Genomic DNA, 18,927 nt, shown 5'->3' with positions numbered 1-18,927 from the left:
TACGGATCCTGGCCCGGCCGTACGTGGTCTTACGGGAGTCGATCCGGAACAACGGTCACCGGAGGTCACATGCTGCAGGCCCGATACCGACAGACCCCGGGAACGCTTTGCGTACTGGCCCTGGCCCTGTGGGGGCTGCCCGCACCGGCAGACGATAACGCGGCGACGGTAGTCTGGGAGGAACCGGTCGAGGTCGCGCGCGGCGAGGCCTGGCGTGGCCCCTGGCGCATGAACGATTCGGACTTCCGTTATGTCGATGACGCCTCGGTGGCCATCAACGACCACGGCGAGGTGGTGGTCGTCTGGACCGACCAGGCGGAACAGGCCCTGTTCCTGCAGCGTTATGACCGCGAGGGCCATGCGATCTTCGACCGTCCCACGCGCATCGGCGGGGAGCCGGACACCTTCTCCTGGCTGCCGCGGGTCGCGATCGAGCCGGATCCGGAGGACCCCGACGGCTTTACCGTGCATCTGCTGTGGCAGGAGATCCTGTTCACAGGAGGCGACCACGGCGGCGAGATCCTGTACGCCCGATCGCACGATGGCGGTCGCAGCTTCGAGGACCACAGGAATCTTTCCCGCTCGCGTGACGGGGCCGGCAAGGGCCGCATCACCGCGCACCGCTGGGACAACGGCAGCCTGGACCTGCTGCTCGGGGCCGACGACGAGGTGATCGCCGCCTGGACCGAGTACCGGGGGCCGCTGCGCGTCGCCCGCTCCACGGACGCGGGCGACGCGTTCACCGATCCGGTCACCGTGAACCCGGATGGCGACGCGCCGGCACGCGCCCCGGCGCTCGCGCAGGCGCCGTCCGGTCGCATGCTGCTGGCCTGGGCAAAGGGCGACCGCCCGCAGGCGGACATCCGCATCGCCTTCTCGGACGATGCGGACGAAGGCTTTTCCGCACCGGCCACCGCGCTGGAACACCCCGGCCATGCCGACGCGCCGTCGCTGGTAGTGGACACGGACGGCGTGGTTCACCTGGCCTTCGGGGCGATCCCGGCCAACGACCTGGAGGATTATCGCCAGCCCCACCATCGCCGGCTGCATGTCAGCCGGGCGGAGGCCGACACGCTGGAGTTCGCGCCACCGTCCCGCCTGGACGCCGACGACTGGCCCGGCAGCTTTCCCACACTGGCGCAGGACGACCACCGCCTGTATCTGGTGTGGCAGCGCTACCCCCATCCGACGGATCGCCCCCGGGGCCTGGCATTCACCCACGCGCCACGGGAATCCGCGGCCTTCGGTCCCGTCGAACCGGTCCCCGGCACGCTGGACACGCCCTACAGCGGCGGGCTGCAGGGGCAGCTGAAACGACGTCTGGCGGTCAACCGCTACGGCGAGATCGCGGTGGCCCGGAGCCGCTTCATGCCCGGCCAGCACAGCGACATCCTGCTGATTCGCGGCCAGATCGAGGAGGAACAATGACATCCGGGGCCTACTCACTGATGATCCACGGCGGCGCGGGGGCGCTGCGCGAAGTGCAGGACGCGGCGGCCGCCGAGGCGTATCACGCCGCGCTGCAGGGGATTCTGGAGGCCGGCCGCGAGCGTCTGGCGCGGGGCGAACGCGCCCTGGATACCGTTGAGTACTGCGCAGCGCGGCTCGAGAACGATGCCCTGTTCAACGCCGGCACCGGCGCCGCTCTGACCCGCGAGGGGTCCGTGGAGCTGGACGCCGCGATCATGGATGGCGCGGCTCTCGCTGCGGGGGCCGTCGCGGCGGTTCGCGGCATCGCCAACCCGGTCCACCTGGCGCGGGCAATCCTCGAAGACGGAGAACACGTACTACTGGTCGCGGACGGCGCCGCCGCCTTCGCCCGCGAGATCGGGATGCCGCAGGTGGACGAAGACACCCTGATCACCCCGCAGCGGCGGGAACAGCTGGAACGCGCCCTGCGCCGGGGCCAGGTCACGCTGGATCATGACGAGCCCGCGCCCGGAACCATCGGCGCGGTCGCGCGCGATCGCCACGGCCATCTGGCCGCGGCCACCTCCACCGGCGGGATGACCGGCCAGCGCTCGGGCCGGGTCGGCGACTCGCCCATCCCCGGCGCGGGCTTGTACGCGGACGATGCCACCGCCGCCATCTCCGCCACCGGGCACGGCGAGGATTTCCTGCGCAGCGTCTTCGCCAGGGACCTGGCCGACCGCATCCGCCACCTCGGTCTGGACGCCCGCGAGGCCCTGAGCACAAGCCTGCAGCACCTGCACGAACGGATCGGCGGCTACGGCGGGGCCATCGCGATCGACCATGCCGGGCGCTGCGCGGCCGGCACCACCACCCCGCGCATGCTCCACGGCTGGATCGAACACGGAGGGCCGACCCGTACCGGCGTCGAGCCCCCGCCCCTCCCGCCTGCCCGTTGACCGGGCCACGCCGCGAGCCCCGGAACGGGGTTGCCCGCCGAACGGGCCTCACCCACCGGGGCTCAGCGTTCCCGCCGTTCCGCGGCCGCGTTCCAGTGCCGCCCCATGCGGCTGCCCAGCCAGACCCCCGCGATCCACAGCACCAGCGACACGGCCACGTAAAGCGCGGCACGACCCGGATCGCCCGACTGCATCAGCCACAGGCTTTCCAGACTGAACACCGAGAACGTGGTGAACCCGCCGCAGAACCCGGCCAGCACGAACTGCCGGGTCACCGGATCGGCCGGGCGACAGCCCCCCGGCGCACTGATCACCGCATACAGCCCGATCAGCCAGGACCCGGCGATGTTGACCACGAGCGTATCCCAGGGAAACCCGGTGCCCACCAGGTGCAGCCCGGTCCACGACAGGCCGTACCGCGCCATGCTGCCCAGCGCGGCCCCCAGCGCGACGAACGCGGACAGCCGGACGTCATACCCCGTCATGCCGCCCCGCCCGCCGCACGAGCCAGACCGTAGCCCAGGGAAACCAGCGTCAGCCCGCCGGCCAGCGTCAGCAGGACGTAGAGCACCGCCGGGCGCAGGCCGTCACGCTCCGCCACGCCCACCACCTGCAGGCTGAACGACGAGACCGTGGTGAAGCTGCCGAGCACGCCCACCACCAGCAGCAGCCAGAGCCAGGAGCTCAGCGCCGGCCCGGACACCCAGCCCAGCGCCAGGCCGATCAGCAGCGCACCGGAGACGTTCACCGCCAGCGTTCCCCAGGGAAACCGGCCGCCGCCCGTACGGTTGTCGATCCACTGCACGAGCCAGAAGCGCGCCAGTCCGCCCAGCGCACCCCCCGCCCCTACCAGCAACAGGACCTGCCACCACGTGATCATCGGGCCATTTTCGGGTCCGGTCATTGCGCTGTCGAGCCACCGCCCCTCCCGCAGGCAGACCACCAAGCTTCCCGCCGGCCGGAATGGTAAAGTGCACGCCCTGATTACCCCGACAAACGCTTCGCAGGAGCATCATGGCGCAGTACATCTACACGATGAACGGCGTGGGCAAGATCGTCCCGCCGAAGAAGTACATCCTCAAGGACATCAACCTGAACTTCTTCCCCGGCGCCAAGATCGGCGTGCTGGGCTATAACGGGGCCGGCAAGTCCACCCTGCTGCGCATCATGGCCGGCGTGGACACCGAAATCGTCGGCGAGGCGCGGCCGCAGCCGGGCATCGAGATCGGCTACCTGCCGCAGGAACCGCACCTCGATCCGGAAAAGGACGTGCGCGGCAACGTGGAAGACGGGGTTGCCTCGGTAAAGGAGGCCCTGACCGAACTGGATCAGGTGTACGCGGCCTATGCCGAGCCGGATGCCGACTTCGACGCCCTGGCCGCCAAGCAGGCCGAGCTCGAAGCGAAGATCGAGGCCGCCGACGGTCACAATCTGGACCGCAAGCTGGAGGTCGCGGCCGACGCCCTGCGCCTGCCGCCGTGGGACGCCGACGTGAACAACCTCTCCGGCGGCGAGCGCCGCCGCGTGGCGCTGTGCCGGCTGCTGCTGTCCAGCCCGGACATGCTGATCCTGGACGAGCCGACCAACCACCTGGACGCCGAGTCCGTGGCATGGCTGGAGCGCTTTTTGCAGGAGTTCCAGGGCACCGTCGTCGCAGTCACCCATGACCGCTACTTCCTCGACAACGTCGCCGGCTGGATCCTCGAGCTCGACCGTGGCCAGGGCATCCCGTTCCAGGGCAACTACTCGCAGTGGCTGGAGCAGAAGGAAAAGCGCCTGAAGCAGGAAGAAAAGGCCGAGGCCGCGCGGCAGAAGGCGATGGAAGCCGAGCTCGAGTGGGTGCGTTCCAATCCCAAGGGCCGCGGCGCCAAGAGCAAGGCCCGCCTGAAGCGCTTCGAGGAGATCGCCTCCAGCGACTACCAGAAGCGTTCCGAGACCAAGGAGATCTACATCCCGCCGGGTCCGCGTCTGGGCGACAAGGTGCTGGAGGTGGACAACCTGTCCAAGCACTACGGCGATCGCGTGCTCTACCAGGGCCTGTCGTTCAACGTGCCGCGCGGTGCGCTGATCGGCGTGATCGGCCCGAACGGCGTGGGCAAGACCACCCTGTTCCGCATGATCTCCGGACAGGAAGAACCGGACGAAGGCACCATCGACGTCGGCGAGACCGTCCAGCTGGCCTACGTGGACCAGAACCGCGATGCGCTGGAGGACGAAAAGACCGTGTGGGAAGAGATCTCCGGCGGTCAGGACGTCATCCGGGTCGGCAACTTCGAAATGCCGTCACGCGCCTATTGCGGCCGCTTCAACTTCAAGGGCCAGGACCAGCAGAAGCGCATGAAGGAGCTCTCCGGCGGGGAGCGCAACCGCGTGCACCTCGCCAAGCTGCTGCAAAGCGGCGGCAACTTCCTGTTGCTGGACGAACCGACCAACGACCTCGACGTCGAGACCCTGCGCGCACTGGAAGAGGCCCTGCTGGACTTCCCCGGCTCCGCGATCGTGATCTCGCACGATCGCTGGTTCCTCGACCGTATCGCCACCCACATCCTCGCGTTCGAGGAAGATGGCAACGTGGTGTTCTTCGAAGGCAACTACCAGGAGTACGAGGAAGACCGCCACAAGCGGCTCGGCCCGGAGGCCGACCAGCCGCACCGGGTCAAGTACAAACGCCTCGCGGACTGACCCTGCCGTCCCCCGAAGGCCCGGCCCCGCCGGGCCTTCATTCCATTGTGCTCAGCCGTTCATTCCTTCTCCGAGAGGCGCAGCCGACCGAGGCGCCGCACCTGAGGACTGGTGGACAGATCCGCAGGCAAGATCGTCGCCGGATTCGGATCGGGTACCGGGTGCGGACTTAAGCCCCCCGCGACGAAACGGCGTTCCTGCCGCAGTCGATGATAGGCCCCGACCAGTTCCTCTTCGTTGACGGGTTCGGGCATCACCGCCTGACCCTGCCCCATTGATCCGGCACCGCGTGCCTCCAGCCATTCGCGAACCAGTTCCCGGACATCCACATCGGGGAAGGGCTGGTCGAGACGGGCGGCGACCACGATGGTGGGCGCCAGTTCCGCCTGACGCATCGCCTGATAGACCAGTTCGCTGCAGACCATATGCTCCGGGTCGAAACAGATCAGGTGATCGACCAGTTCGCGCAGCAGCCAGCGAAGACAACCGTCTGCCGGAATCCGGTCACGCACGGCCGCGACTGCCGCCAGCTGCACCAGCATGTCCACGGGGTAATCCACGCCGACCTGCTCGCTTGCTGCACGGGCCAGTCCTTCCCGTTGCACCTCGCCCGGCGGGTTACCGTCATCGGCGGTTGGGCGAAAGACCTCAATGAAGTGATAAGCGTCGGTCTGACGCAGTCGCTCGTCGAGGGCCACCATGCGTGACCGTGGCATGGCCGCCTCGACGAAATGGGTGTCGGAACACATGATCGCCGCATGGCTGTAGACCGAATCACCGAACCAGGCGATCAGATCCGAAAGCGAGCTTCTGCCCCGCATCAGCAGGATATCGCCTGCCCGCAGCTCGGTGGTGTCAATATACGGTTTCATCGTGGACATCCCTCCCTGTCGACTCGAAATCCACCGGGTCGGGGGCACGGACCACACGGTTGCGGCCACCTCCCTTTGCCCGATAGAGCGCATCGTCCGCCCGCTCTAAAAGATGCTCCAGCGATTCGCCATACCCCCGATGGGCGAGGCCGATCGAAACCGTGAGATGAATCTCATGCCCGTCCACGCGCCTGCAGTCCTTGCTGACCGCCTCACGCAGGGTCTCGGCAACTCGACTGGCGTCACCGAGATTCTCCTCCAGCACCACAACAAACTCCTCGCCGCCATAACGCGCGACCAGATCGTGCTGACGCAAATGGCGCTGCAGGGTACGGGCCGCCTCCTGCAGACAACGATCGCCGAAGGCATGGCCATGGGTGTCGTTCAGAGCCTTGAAGTGGTCCAGATCGACGAACAACACGCTCAGTGGACGATCTGCCAATTGCGCGCCCTGCGCCAGCTCCTGCAGACGTTCGTTCAGCCGCGCCCGGTTCGGCAAGCCGGTCAGGGCATCGGTGACTGCCCGCCGCCGCGCCTGATGCATTTCGCGCTCGGCATGGCGTGCCGCCAGGGCACCGGCGAGAACCAGCACCAGGGCGCTGGTCACATGCGTGGCGGGGTGGGCGTATTCCAGCCACCCGGGCGTCCCTTCGCCCATCAGGAAATAGCCGGCGCGAGCCATCACTACCACGGTCACACCTCCCCAGCCCGCGAGGTAGAACCACGCCTGACCGACACCGGCGCGTGCCTGCAGAACGGCCACCCCCAGCGTGATCGTCGCGAGCACCAGCAACAGGAGGTTCATCCACCCCGCAAGCCATGCACCCGGGAACACCAGCCCCGCCAGCAGGAATCCGGCCACCACCCACAGCAGGCCGCGAAACACCCGCGCCAGCCGCGGGAAGGCCCGGCGAATGTCGAGAAACAGGTAGAGGGCGGAAAACGCCGCCAGAGTGCCGATACTCGCAACCAGGCTGGCCGCCTGTAGCGCTACGCCCCCATCGACGGGCCCGGGCCAGAGCACCAGCGCTTCCCCGCTCAGAACCGCAAAGTACACCCCGCCAAAGAACACCCACACGCCCAGAAGCCCGTGCGCCAGACGTCGCAGGGTCGCAGCGAAGATCGCGCTAACCAGGCCAAGAAGCACACTGGCCGCCAGCACTGCGGAGGTAAAGCGCACGCGTTGACGATCGGACTCGAGGTAGGACGACGCCGATGTCGCACTCAGACCGATGGGCTGTGAACGGGCCTCGAGGATCCGGAAATAAACGGGATGATCCGGACTCGCGGACTCCAGCTCCAGTGCGAGACGGTGCCGGGAACCGACTACCGGGGCGTCAGGGTCGAACAGTTCCAGTGTCTCCGGTCGGTAATCTGGCGGGCGGTACACCACCAGACGCGCATCGAACACCTCCCGCAGCGCCAGCACCCGGGGCTCACGGTTGTCCTCCCGCGACTCGAACCGCACCCGCCACCAGCGGCTGTGATCGCGCTCGATGGCCGTTCGCCCCGGCTGCGCCTCCCAGTCCAGCTCGGCCAGGGCCGCGGCATCCGGGTCCTCCGGGACGGCCTCCTCTGCCAGGGAATCGATGTGGAGGTTCGCGTCGGCCACCGACATCGCCGGGACGAGGGAAAACAGCAACAACGCACCCCGCAGGATCACGCCAGTCACGAATCCCGCGCCTCCCGGACACGGCACCCTGCTCCCGTCTTCTCCGCGCCGGCCACCCCAGGGATCATGCAGACTTCAAACCTTTCCGAATTTAACGCCCTAAAATACCACACCCCGGATCAGGTAGAGCCGCGAGCACTCACCCTTGACCACACCATTGGCGAGGAATAACACTTGAACCCTGCGGCAAACGGAGAGCGAGCTTGTTTCGGTATTTCGGCTTTGGCTCCAACCTGGATCTGATCTCGCTGCGGGCCAAGGGAGTGGAGCCGGTGCGCTCGCGGGCCGCCGTGCTCCACGGCTGGCAGCTGCGATTCAATGTCCGGCATTTCTTCCGCCACGAGGGGGGCGTGGGCAACATCGAGCCCTCGGCAACGCCCGGCGACCGCGTGGTGGGCATCCTGCACGAGTGTCCGGACGACAGCCTGCCGGCCCTGGACAAGGTCGAGGCGAAAGGAGCCGGATATGACCGCATCGTGGTCGAGGTGGAGACCCCGGAGGGTAGCGAAAGCGCCTATGCCTATCGCGGGCGGCCGGATTTTCTGGATGATCGCTGCCAGCCCAGCCAGCGCTACCTCAACATCCTGATCCGCGGTGCCGAACGCGCCGGGCTCGATCGGGAACACATTGCCCGGCTGCGCGCCCAGCCAACCCTCGCCGTCGAAGACGCCCCGCCGTTCGAGCACCCCCCTGGCAGCCACCCGCGCTTCGATGCCCGATCGCTGCCCGAATATCCGCATTTCACCGCCCTCTACGGGGCCGTGTTCGACATGAGTGATGCCCGGCCCGCACACACCTGGCTCAGGGACTTCTTTGGCGGACAGGACATGACCCTGTTTCACCTGCGTCGCATGGACACCAGCGACGGCTCGGAAACCCTCGAGGATCTGCGCGTTGATCGACTCGGACCGGCCCAGCGCCAGTACCTGTACAACTATCTGCGGGAATACGACCGCGAATATCGCTATGTCGGGCACTTCGACTACCATTGAGACCACAGCCCCGGCCTGCAAGGAACCCGCATGAGCACATACCCCGCAGCCCTGCCACACGGCACGCTCGAAGAAGTCCATGACGGCGTCTTTTTCGTCACCGGTGCCATGGAAACCCGTCTGCTGGATGCCGACTGGAAATTCAGCCGCAACATGACCGTGATCCGCGACGAAGACCGCCTGATCGTGGTCAACAGCGTGCGTCTGGACAGCGAGGGACTGGCGGCACTGGAGAAGCTCGGGCGGGTCACCGACGTGGTCCGCCTGGGGGCATTGCACGGTCGGGACGACCCGTTCTACGTGCAGCAGTACGGCGCACGTTACTGGGCCCTGCCGGAGATGACGCACGAAACCGGCCTGGCGGCCGACCACCCGCTGGACCCGGACGGGGCCCTGCCGGTGTCCGATGCCGACCTGTTCACCTTCCGGACCACCCGGATCCCCGAAGCCATCCTGCACCTGCACCGCGACGGGGGCATCCTGGTGGCCTGCGATGCACTGCAGAACTGGACGGCCCCCGACACGTTCTTCTCCGACGATTCCCGCGAGCGCATGCGCGAGATGGGATTCTTCACCCCGGCCAACATCGGACCACTCTGGCTGCAGAACGCCGAACCCGGTGCCGAGGATTTCGATCGCCTGATCGAACGGGACTTCCGGCATGCGCTTTGCGGACACGGCGAACCCCTGCGCGACACGGCCCGCGAGGATTATGCGGCGACGTTCGAACGCATCTTCGGGCCCGCATCGTCACGCGAATGAGCGTCCCGCACGCGCTCATCGTCCCCGCCGCATGCCCCGACACCCGTTAGCCGCATGGTCACCGAGGCCCCGCGGCTGACCGGATACCGGGTCGGGCCCATCCTGCGCCGCGACCGCGAACGCGTGCTTTACCACGCACGCGAGGAATGCTCCGGGGAAGAACGGGTCATCGAGACCCTGGCGTCGGATTACCCGTCGCGGCGGCAGCTGGCGGAGATCCGCCGGGACGGACGCATCGCCCGCGCACTGGCGGACGTCGACGGGGTCCTGCAGGTCCATGCCGTGGAGACCTGTGGCCGCGGACGCACGGCGCTGGTGACCGAGCCGGTGACGGAGACCCTGAGCGACCGGCTCGCGCGGGCACCCGACGGCCGGGTGCCGCTCGCGCAGGGGCTGACCATGGGCGGTCGCATCGCGGAGATCCTGGACGGGCTCCATGCCCGGGGCATGGTGCACAAGGCCGTCACCCCCGACCATATCCGTCTGCCCGCCGACGAGGATTCGCCGCGGCTCACCGGGTTCGGTCTGGCCTCGGAGCTCGGGCGCGAACGCCAGGGTTCGCTGGAGGCCGGCAGTCGGGCGCCCCTGCCCTATCTCTCGCCCGAACAGACCGGGCGCATGAACCGCGAACTGGATTACCGCAGTGACTTCTATTCCCTGGGCGTCACGCTGTTCGAGGCCCTTGCCGGACAACGCCCGTTCACCGCCGAGGGCGTCCTCGAATGGGTTCATGCCCACATCAGCCAGACGCCTCCGGACCCCGGCGACCTGGCCCCCGATCTCCCGCCCGCGGTTGCGCGGATCCTGCTGCGGCTGCTTACCAAGGATCCCGAGCATCGCTACCAGACCGGCGCGGGTCTGGCGCGCGACCTGGCCGAGTGCGCCGAGGCCGTGGCGTCCGGCACTGGGCTCGAGGACTTCGAGCCAGCGCGGCATGACCGGCCTTCCCGCTTCCTCCTGCCGCAGCGGCTGTACGGCCGGGAACGGGAGCTGGACGAACTCGCGGAGCTGTTCGAATCGGCCGCGGCGGGCGGCACCGAACTGTGCCTGGTGCATGGCTACTCCGGCGTCGGCAAATCCGCCCTGGTCAACGAGATCGACCGCCCGCTGGTACGGGAACGGGGCTTTTTCGCGCGGGGCAAGTTCGACCAGTTCCATCAGGGCGCCTACTCCGCAATGGCCGCCGCCTTCCGCACCCTGGTACAGCAGCTGCTGGCCGAACCGGAGGCGCGGCTTGCACGCTGGAAGCAACGGCTGAACGAGGCGCTGTCTCCCAACGCTCAGCTGGTGCTGGATCTGGTCCCGGAACTGGAACTGATCATCGGCCCCCAGCCACCGGTCGCCGAGCTGCCTCCCGACGAGGCACGCAACCGCAACCGCATCGTGCTGGCCGACTTCGTCCGGGTTTTTGCCGGCCGCGGGCACCCGCTGGTCCTGTTCATCGACGACCTGCAGTGGAGTGACGGTCCGACCCGGGACCTGATCAGGCAGCTCGCCCTGTCACGCGATACCGACCACCTCCTGATCATCGGCGCCTATCGCAGCAACGAGGTGCCCCCGGGTCACCCCCTGCACCAGGCCTTCGAGGCCGTGCGCGCGGGGCGCCCGGTCCACGACCTGCCGGTCGCTCCGCTGGACCGCGACTCCATACGCCGTATGGTGGCGGATACCCTGCAGGACGACGAGGCGCGGGTTCGCCCGCTGAGCGATCTGGTCCACGACAAGGCCCGGGGCAACCCGTTCTTTACCGGCGAGCTGCTGCAGACACTGCATGACGAAGGCGTCATCCGTCCCGGTCCCGACGGCGGCTGGACCTGGGACACGGAAGCGGCCCTGTGGGCGGGACTGAGCGGCGACATCGTCGAGTTCATGATCGACAACCTGCGCAAGCTGCCGGAAGCCACCGGCCGCGTCCTGCAGCTCGCCGCCTGCATCGGCAACACCTTCGAACTCGAGACCCTGGCGGTGATCAGCGAATGCCCGGCCACGGAGGTGGCCGAGACCCTGATGCCCGCCCTGCGCCAGCACACCATCGTGCCGCTGCACGCCGACTATCGCCTCGTGGGACACGCCCCGGACGACGGTGCGCCGGAAGAGAACCGGTGGAACCCGGTCTACCGCTTTGCACACGACCGCGTCCAGCAGGCCGCCTACCGCCTGTCGGATGCGCGCGAGATGACCGGCGTGCATCTGTCCATCGGCCGCCTGATGCGCCGGCATTCCGGTGACGCGATCGAGGGCGACCGTCTGATGGAGATGGTCCGCCATCTCAATGCGGGACGCTCACTGATCGAAAATCCCGAAGAACGTCTTGCGCTGGCCCGTTTCAACCTGCGCGCGGGGATACGCGCGCGCAACGTGGCGGCCTACGAAACCGCCTACGAACTGCTGCACGTCGGCCATACCCTGCTGCCCGAACCGACAGACGCCACGCACCCGGAACTGGCGTTCGAACTGGCCCGGGAGCTGCAGCAATGCGCCTATCTGACCGGCCGGCAGGACGAGGCCGAGGAATGGGCCGGGCTCCTGTTCGACCACGCCCCCGGGACCTACGAAAAGGTGGAACTCCTGTCCACCCGCACCCGCCAGTACGCAACGCTTGGCCGCATGGAGGCCTCCATGCACACGGCCATCGAGGGCCTGCGCCTGTTGGGCGTGGAGATCCACGAGGATCCCGGCGACCGCGAGGTGGCCGAAGAGCGCGCACGCATCACGGAACATCTGGGGGATCGGGCGATCGCCGACCTGCTGGACGCCCCGAACGTCGAGGACCGTTCCGTGCTCCTTGCCATGCGCCTGCTGATGGAGATCTTCCCGGCATCGTTCCTGTCGGGCAGCGGCAACCTGTTTCCCTATCTGGTCTTCAAGGGCGTGAATCTGTGCCTGCGCCATGGCAACTGTCCCGAAGCCGCCTTCATCCACGCCGCCTACGGGATGCTGCTGTGTGGCGAGCTGGATGACCCTGCGCTGGGGCTCGAGTACGGGCGCCTGGGTCTGGCCATCAACGAACGGTTCGACGACCTCGCCCTGCGGGCACGGGTGATCTACGTCTACGCGATGTTCATCCACCACTGGAGCCATCACTGGTCCAGCCTGACCCCGTGGTTCCGGCGGGGCATCGAGGCCGGCCACCAGTCCGGCGATCTCCTCTATCTGGCCTACAGCGCCCAGGACTGCGTGATCTGGGATCCGGCACTGGACCTGCCGGAGGCCACGCGCCAGCACGAGGAAAACATCGCGATCGTCCGCGAATGCAACTATCGCGACTCGCTGGATTCGGCCACCCTCTTCCTGCAGATGCAGTACGCCTTTCAGGGCCTCACGCAGGACCCGCTGTCGCTGAGCGACGAGCGGTTCGACGAACACGCCTGCCTCGACGGCATGCACCAGCGCCAGTTCATGACCGGAGTGGCCAACTACCACATCTACAAGGCCGAGGTCGCGGTCCTGCACGACGCCCCCGAGCACGCCCTGGAGCACCTGGCCCGCCGGCAGCGTCTGATCCGTTCGGCCATGTCTCTGCCGCAGCTGGCGCGCTTCTACCTGCTGGATTTCCTGGCCTGCGTCCGGGTCCATCCCGATCGCGTCACGACGCCCGACGACCCGATGCGGCACCAGCTGCTGGAAGACCTGGACCGGATCCAGCGCTGGGCCGACCACTGTCCGGACAACTTCCTGCACCTGCAGTATCTGATGGAAGCCGAGCTGGAACGCCTGTCCGGCAGCGACGAACCGGCCATGGAACGATACGAGGCCGCCATCGAAGCGGCCGCGGCCAGCGGCTTCATGCGCGACGAGGCGATGGCCAGCGAACGGGCCGCATCGCATCTGCTGGCCCGGGGGCGCCGCCGTGCGGCCGAGGGCTACCTGCGGGCCGCCCACCGCCTGTACGCGCGCTGGGGAGCGCGGCGCAAGGTGCGCCTGCTGGAGGAACGGCATCCGGTCCTGGAGGAGATCGCCGGCCCCGGCAGTGATCACGGCGATGACGCCCTGGACCATAAGGATCTTGATCTGGCTTCAATCATGAAGGCTTCGCGCGCCATCTCCGGAGAGATCGAGACCGAGAAGCTGCTGCGCACCAGTCTGGAGATCCTGCTCGAAAACGCCGGCGGCCAGTGGGCCTGTCTGATCCGACGGGACCGGGGCCTGCCCGGCGTGGAAGCCATGGTCGGGGAACTGCCGCAGGCACCGCCCGGCCCCGAACCCGAACCCGGCCCTGGCGCCATCACCCCCGACGGCAGCGGCATCGCCCTGCCGATCTCCCTGGTCAGTCATGTCCTGGGCAGCGGCGAGCCCGTGGTCCTGGACAACGCCAGCCAGGAGGGGGCCTTCACCGACGACCCCGCCATCGCCGCGCGCCAGGTGGTGTCCGTGCTCTGCGTACCCCTGGGGCGGGAACGCTTCGTCGGGGCGCTGTACATGGAAAACAACCTGACCGCCGGCGCCTTTCCCCCGGACCGCGCCGAGGTCGTCCGTCTGCTGGCCGCCCAGGCTGCCGTCGCGCTTGAAAATGCCCGGCTGTATGAACAGGTTCGGGAGTATTCCCGCACCCTTGAGGACCGCGTGGCCGAACGCACCCGCCAGCTCGAGGAAGTGAATCGCGAGCTGCAGAACCTCGCCGAGCGCGACGGCCTGACCGGTCTTGCCAACCGCCGGCGCGGCGACGACTACCTCCAGGAACAGTGGGACCGCCTGGGGCACGAACAGCGGCCCCTGTCACTGATGATGTTCGACGTCGACCATTTCAAGCCCTACAACGACCACTACGGGCACCCCGCCGGCGACCACTGCCTGATCACCATCGGCAGCATCATCCGCGAGACCCTCGACGACCCGGAACAGCTGGCGGTGCGCTATGGCGGCGAGGAGTTCATGGTGATCCTGCCCGGCATCGACACCGATGCCGCGCATGCGACGGCCGAGCGGCTGCGCGGGGCCATCCTCGAGCAGCAGCTGCCGCACGAATATTCCACGACCGCGGACGTGGTCACGGTGAGCATCGGGACCGCCACCCGGACCCCTTCGGGCCGCGGGGGACGTCAGGATCTGATCAACGAAGCCGACGAAGCCCTCTACCGCGCCAAGAAGGCCGGCCGCAACCGGGTCGTTGGCCCCGCCGACACCCGGCCACCGGACCCCGCCCGCGAATCCGGCCCGTCATGAACCAGGGGCCTGTTGGCCCGCAGACAGAGAGGGACTTCATCCATGCCAGCACCCCGTACCTGCATCCACAACCGCCCGGTGCTTTTGACGGTAGTCATGATCGCCATGGGCCTGGGCAGCGGCATTCCCGCCATGGCCGACAACCCCGGAGCCGTCGAATATGACCTGGGACCGGAGCCGCATATCCGCGAGCTCTACCCCGACGCATCCTGGCTCCCGGAGGCGTACGCCAGCGACTACGAGGACCTGACCGCAACCATCGAACATTTCACGACCCAGTCGCTCGAGAGAGACGGCGTCCCCGACCCCGAGGTGTCGGTCAGTCTGGTTGAAGAAGGTGAAACGGACGAACGAGTCAGAGTCCGCCTCCAGCCCAAGAACGCGACGACCCGCCGCTATGCGACCGTGCATCCAGCCTTTCTTGATTCGGAGGACGCCACTCAGGCCCGCCGCGGGGTCGAGGCCTGCAAGGCCCGGGAAGGCTGCTGGGACCCGCATCCACAGGCCGGTGAACCCTGGACCCTGTTTCTGCCACTGGGCCTGCCTCTGGCGAGCCAGCACACCGTACTTTTCCTCGATTACCCCCCGATCCCGGCCCTCACCGGACAGGACTATCTGGAAAACTACACGATGTGCCGATGGGGACGGATCATGGGGGCCGCGGGCGCAGAGAATCCGGATGCCTTCCAGACCATCGTGGACGCCCGTCCGATTGCAGCACCGGGCACCGGCCAGACCGGTTACCTGCCGGATCCCGTGGAATGGTTCGATGACCGCACCGGTCCGGGCGGAGACTACCTTCGCCCGATGCTGCGGCTCCTCGCAACGCGGCCCGATGAATCACGGCCAGTAGCGGTATTCGGCGCCGATGCCCGCCGCACCTGGGCCCGCATGATCGGGCGAGACGCGGTCAGCGTGCTCGACACCGGCTCGACCTCCCTGGCCCCCGACGCTCCGGCAACCCCCTGGATTGCCACCAACCATCCGGATGTCACCTCCTACAACTGCTGTCCGGACAACCCGAGCGATAAATGTGGCCGCGGGTCGCGCAACCTGATTGAGGACGAGGAGAAGGATTTCGTGTCCGCATGCTGGCTGATCGCCATGGCGGAAGACCCCGGGGCTTCACCCGAGGCCGTCCGGAAACAGTGCGAGGATCGCTGGTCCGGAAAACCGTCCGCCGAGGACCGTCAGTCACTGTGCATTCAGGCCAAGCTTGATACCAACGACCCGGAAGCCGCCTGTGATTCATTCACCGAGGCCTGGAACTACTGCTCGGCCCATGAGGCCAACGCCTGTGCCAGCCATGATTGCCAGTACGACCCCGACGACATCCGGGATCCCGTGCCCCCGCCCGCCCGGCGGCCCGCCGGGTGGGACGAGACCTGCAATCACTACCGGTGGGGTGACCGCGGGTTCGACTGATCATAGGGCGGCGTAAAGCTCGGACCGTCCTGGCGTGGCTCATCCGCCTGCAACACGGATTCAAAGGAAGGGGCATGAGCCATGCGGTCTCCCAGGCACCATGAACATCGCGGGACCCCAAACCACTGGAGCAGGGTTGCGCCGAAGGAGGTCGAGTCAAACGGCACCGTTCCGCCGGATCGGATCACGCTCCGCTCCCGAATCCACGGCGACACCATAATGGCAGGCACCCGGGGGCCCATCAGGTCGTAACGGAAACCATCCACGCCGTCATTCGGCCAGGGCTTGCGTGCATAGGGCGGAGATACGTGATCGTAGGTACCTCCGTTCTTGTCGAACGTAATCACCAGCAGCGTGTTTTCCCAGGCGGGCCCGTCGCGTAGCGCCTCATAGATTTCGTTCAGGGTCCGTTCCGCGGGCACCAGGTCACTCCCGGGATGGTACGAGGTAGAACCGGACGGGGCGATCCAGGCCGGCTCAAGGTAACTGAAAGCCGGGAGTTCGCCGCGACGGGCATCCGTCTTGAATTGCTCGATATCCGCCAGGTACCGCGACGGCTCCGCATCCAGTGACGGAACCTGACCACGCAGGAAGAGCTGCCGGGTAAAGACCGCGCCCTGCCAGAGCACCGCGTTGTAAATCTTCCAGTCGGTGATGCCATGACTCCAGAGCAGCTTCCAGATCGACTGGCGGCGCGGATAACACGGCCAGTACTGATAAGCATTGCCGCCCTCCCAGGTCCCCAGCCGATTGAATGCCGAGCCGGTGAGCGAAAAGGCTCGATTGACATCGGTTCCTCCCGGAATCGACGAAAACCATTCATCCGAGACGGCGAAATGACGTGCCAGTCCATTGAGCACCGGGAGCTGTTCCGGGCTCAGTGTCTGCATCACCTGATCGTCTGCCGTATTGAGGATGAATCCCTGCATATCCGGCGGCTCGCCTCGCCAGTAACCGGATATGTCCGAAAACATCTGCTGCAGACTGTCGCTGGTGTGATGAAACGGGTCCTGCCCGGGGGTGTCGAGATCCCATTCCTCGCTCAAGACACCGTCGTGAAACTGACTGACGTGCACCTTGCGGTCACCATGCCAGTTGAAATCCTCGGTGGTCGCACCGTCAAAAGGATCCGTACGACCAATGAAGTGGCAATCCCGTCCACCATTCTCGTACAACCAGCCACACACGTTGTCGAAAGACCGGCTTTCGAGCATGTAGTACACAACATGCCGAATCCTGGAACGCATGAAATCCATCGTCCCGGGAATCACCGCCTTGCCACTATCAATGCGGGGCGAGGCCTCGAATGCCACAAGCTCCGAGTCGGGGCCCATCGCCGCGGGGAGTCGACCTTCCCGCACGGGCCCCGCGAGGAGCTCCTCAAGATCCGGATCCAGGGTCCAGAGCCGGTAACGACCATGACCGGGGCACCAGTCCAGGAGCTGGTTACCGACCACCGTCAGCTCGTGGCCGTCATCGATCTCGTTCCAGGAACCCTCCCGGATCACCGGAAGGGACAGCGGGTTGTCGAGCTGCGGGTCAAAGCTCCACAGACGGAAACGCCGCCCTCCGGGGAGACGCTCCAGGACATAATCGCCCATCGGAAGCAACGTGTGACCCTTGCGGATCAGCGGGAACGCTCCTTGCCCGCGGGTAAACTCCGCCTGTGCGGAATAGGGCTCCGGGATCGGATCTTCGCTCCCGGGGGCATCGGGCCGGGGATCGAAATTCCATAACTCGAAGGTGCCCCGACCACGGGTGGGGATCAGACACAGCACGAAACTGCCAACCGGCACCAGATCCAGTTGCTGCCCTTCGTCGGGATCATCACCGTAATGCGTGCGATGTCCAAGGAACTTGTTCTGTTCCCAGAACCCGCCCTGCACCAGAGGCCCCAGCAGTGGATTGGCCAGTGAAGGATCGAACTCCCTCAGCGCGTAGGGATAGCCGGATACACCATCGCGTTCGCCCAGCGGGCCCCATTGCAGCAGATAGCCTCCGACGCGGGCCATGCGCCAGTGACGATCGAAGCTTGCCCCTCCGGTCTCGTGCAAGGGAATGAACGGGTCGTCCGCGTGCGGGTCCAGCCGGTAGAAGAGACATCGGTCATCGTGGCGGTTGCGACAAACCAAAACCACTTCACCCGAATCGTAACGAACATCCATGATCCCCCCTCGTTTCCTTGCGCTTCGGCCGTCACTCTCTCACGCCCGGTCGCGCGCCCCCAAACCGGCGGTACACCCACCGCACCAGGCGGTGGGTGAGCCACCACATCACGGTGCAGAACAGCACCACGAACGCCAGCCACAGCTCGGGCGCGACCCATTCCTGCGGCTGGCCGTGCGGGCCCAGTACCCAGTTCAGGTTGCCCCCCTCCTCCGCGACCGCGTAGCTGGCCAGCAGGACGCCCCAGCCAATCGGCAGCCACCACTTCCAGGCCTGCGCGTCGTAACCCAGGCGCCAGACCATCCAAAGCAGCGCGAACGGCAACGGCAGGTGATAGAGGGAAAGCAGGCGCACGTGCAGCGGGATGTCGGTGTTGTACATGTAGTGCACGGCACCGATGACCGGATTGCCTAGCAGCAGCAGGCTGAGCACCAGGTCGAGGACCCAGACGAGCTCCGGCAGCAGGACCGCGACCAGCAGCATGGAGGCGAGACGGCGGTTTTCCAGCCAGGCGGCCGCGCAGCCGGCCACCAGCGCGATGGAGGACAGCCAGAGGAAGTTCAGCGGCCCGTATTCCTGCAGGTACACCGGTACCAGCACGGCGAGGAAGGCGAGCCAGCTCAGCTTGAACCACAGCGGGATCATCGCGCGGCGGTCTCCGTTCGACCAGTCCCCATCATGGAGGGTCACCCGGTGCCTGTCATCGCGCGCCGGCAAGGCACCCTCCTGCGGAGGTGCCGTAGGAGGCCAGCCGCTGGCCGATCCGGCGCCGGAGATGGGCCGAACGCACAATCGGCCGGAGGGCCGGCCTCCCACCGGGGGCA

The 18,927-nt window shown here is 67.0% G+C and carries 13 protein-coding genes; 7 read left to right on the top strand and 6 right to left on the bottom strand.

Annotation, left to right across the window (positions count from 1 at the left end; genetic code table 11):
* Window positions 1-69: 69 nt before the first annotated feature.
* Together F787_RS0112320 and F787_RS0112315 are read left to right on the top strand one after the other, a co-directional pair.
* On the top strand, window positions 70-1,428 hold the full coding sequence (locus F787_RS0112320) for a sialidase family protein (protein WP_018870495.1): 1,359 nt from the start codon (window positions 70-72) through the stop codon (window positions 1,426-1,428).
* The gene (locus tag F787_RS0112315; RefSeq protein ID WP_028492368.1) at window positions 1,425-2,369 is read left to right on the top strand and encodes an isoaspartyl peptidase/L-asparaginase family protein; all 945 of its coding nucleotides are present in this window, start codon (window positions 1,425-1,427) and stop codon (window positions 2,367-2,369) included. The genes F787_RS0112320 and F787_RS0112315 overlap by 4 nt, the downstream gene beginning before the upstream one ends.
* Window positions 2,370-2,431: 62 nt before the next feature.
* Here the strand turns inward: F787_RS0112315 and crcB (F787_RS0112310) are convergent, their stop codons facing one another.
* On the bottom strand, window positions 2,432-2,854 hold the full coding sequence (gene crcB, locus F787_RS0112310; protein ID WP_028492367.1) for a fluoride efflux transporter CrcB: 423 nt from the start codon (window positions 2,852-2,854) through the stop codon (window positions 2,432-2,434).
* Window positions 2,851-3,273, bottom strand: coding sequence for a fluoride efflux transporter CrcB (gene crcB / locus F787_RS0112305; RefSeq protein WP_028492366.1), 423 nt, complete (start codon window positions 3,271-3,273; stop codon window positions 2,851-2,853). Before crcB (F787_RS0112305) ends, crcB (F787_RS0112310) begins: the two co-directional genes overlap by 4 nt.
* A 110-nt stretch (window positions 3,274-3,383) precedes the next feature.
* Between crcB (F787_RS0112305) and ettA the strand changes: the two genes are divergently transcribed.
* Window positions 3,384-5,051, top strand: coding sequence for an energy-dependent translational throttle protein EttA (gene ettA / locus F787_RS0112300; RefSeq protein ID WP_018870499.1), 1,668 nt, complete (start codon window positions 3,384-3,386; stop codon window positions 5,049-5,051).
* A gap of 59 nt (window positions 5,052-5,110) precedes the next feature.
* Here ettA and F787_RS0112295 read toward each other — a convergent pair whose 3' ends face one another.
* Both F787_RS0112295 and F787_RS0112290 read right to left on the bottom strand, forming a co-directional pair.
* A complete protein-coding gene (locus F787_RS0112295; protein WP_028492365.1) occupies window positions 5,111-5,923 on the bottom strand; it encodes a hypothetical protein in 813 nt (270 codons plus the stop codon).
* Window positions 5,907-7,595 (bottom strand): diguanylate cyclase, encoded by a 1,689-nt coding sequence (locus F787_RS0112290; RefSeq protein WP_231373440.1) that lies wholly within the window; start codon window positions 7,593-7,595, stop codon window positions 5,907-5,909. The genes F787_RS0112295 and F787_RS0112290 overlap by 17 nt, the downstream gene beginning before the upstream one ends.
* Window positions 7,596-7,798: 203 nt before the next feature.
* Between F787_RS0112290 and F787_RS0112285 the strand changes: the two genes are divergently transcribed.
* The 4 genes from F787_RS0112285 to F787_RS0112270 are packed head-to-tail and all read left to right on the top strand — an operon-like array spanning window position 7,799 to window position 15,937.
* Complete coding sequence (locus tag F787_RS0112285) at window positions 7,799-8,587, top strand: gamma-glutamylcyclotransferase family protein (protein ID WP_028492363.1); 789 nt, start codon at window positions 7,799-7,801, stop codon at window positions 8,585-8,587.
* Window positions 8,588-8,617: 30 nt separating this feature from the next.
* Entirely contained in the window at window positions 8,618-9,349 is a 732-nt protein-coding gene (locus tag F787_RS0112280; protein WP_019591992.1) for a hypothetical protein, read from the top strand.
* A 54-nt stretch (window positions 9,350-9,403) separates the two neighbouring features.
* The gene (locus F787_RS0112275; RefSeq protein ID WP_028492362.1) at window positions 9,404-14,512 is read left to right on the top strand and encodes a diguanylate cyclase domain-containing protein; all 5,109 of its coding nucleotides are present in this window, start codon (window positions 9,404-9,406) and stop codon (window positions 14,510-14,512) included.
* A gap of 42 nt (window positions 14,513-14,554) precedes the next feature.
* Window positions 14,555-15,937, top strand: coding sequence for a hypothetical protein (locus F787_RS0112270; RefSeq protein WP_231373439.1), 1,383 nt, complete (start codon window positions 14,555-14,557; stop codon window positions 15,935-15,937).
* Here the strand turns inward: F787_RS0112270 and F787_RS0112265 are convergent.
* Both F787_RS0112265 and F787_RS0112260 read right to left on the bottom strand, forming a co-directional pair.
* Window positions 15,907-17,823 carry an alkaline phosphatase family protein gene (locus F787_RS0112265; protein ID WP_231373438.1) on the bottom strand — a complete coding sequence of 639 codons (1,917 nt, stop codon included), beginning with the start codon at window positions 17,821-17,823 and terminating at the stop codon, window positions 15,907-15,909. The two genes, F787_RS0112270 and F787_RS0112265, sit on opposite strands and share 31 nt — an antisense overlap.
* A gap of 310 nt (window positions 17,824-18,133) precedes the next feature.
* Window positions 18,134-18,748, bottom strand: coding sequence for a hypothetical protein (locus tag F787_RS0112260; RefSeq protein WP_018870507.1), 615 nt, complete (start codon window positions 18,746-18,748; stop codon window positions 18,134-18,136).
* Window positions 18,749-18,927 lie beyond the last annotated feature (179 nt).

Source organism: Thioalkalivibrio sp. ALE19 (genome assembly GCF_000428605.1).
GTDB lineage: Bacteria > Pseudomonadota > Gammaproteobacteria > Ectothiorhodospirales > Ectothiorhodospiraceae > Thioalkalivibrio.
Note: the sequence above shows the minus strand (reverse complement) of the source record. Positions and strands in the feature narration are given on the sequence as shown.

Coding starts and splice junctions, on each gene's coding strand:
- F787_RS0112315 (WP_028492368.1), top strand. CDS start 1,425: ATGACATCCGGGGCCTACTCACTGATGATCCACGGCGGCGCGGGGGCG.
- F787_RS0112295 (WP_028492365.1), bottom strand. CDS start 5,923: ATGAAACCGTATATTGACACCACCGAGCTGCGGGCAGGCGATATCCTG.
- ettA (WP_018870499.1), top strand. CDS start 3,384: ATGGCGCAGTACATCTACACGATGAACGGCGTGGGCAAGATCGTCCCG.
- F787_RS0112270 (WP_231373439.1), top strand. CDS start 14,555: ATGCCAGCACCCCGTACCTGCATCCACAACCGCCCGGTGCTTTTGACG.
- F787_RS0112280 (WP_019591992.1), top strand. CDS start 8,618: ATGAGCACATACCCCGCAGCCCTGCCACACGGCACGCTCGAAGAAGTC.
- crcB (WP_028492366.1), bottom strand. CDS start 3,273: ATGACCGGACCCGAAAATGGCCCGATGATCACGTGGTGGCAGGTCCTG.
- crcB (WP_028492367.1), bottom strand. CDS start 2,854: ATGACGGGGTATGACGTCCGGCTGTCCGCGTTCGTCGCGCTGGGGGCC.
- F787_RS0112320 (WP_018870495.1), top strand. CDS start 70: ATGCTGCAGGCCCGATACCGACAGACCCCGGGAACGCTTTGCGTACTG.
- F787_RS0112275 (WP_028492362.1), top strand. CDS start 9,404: ATGGTCACCGAGGCCCCGCGGCTGACCGGATACCGGGTCGGGCCCATC.
- F787_RS0112260 (WP_018870507.1), bottom strand. CDS start 18,748: ATGATCCCGCTGTGGTTCAAGCTGAGCTGGCTCGCCTTCCTCGCCGTG.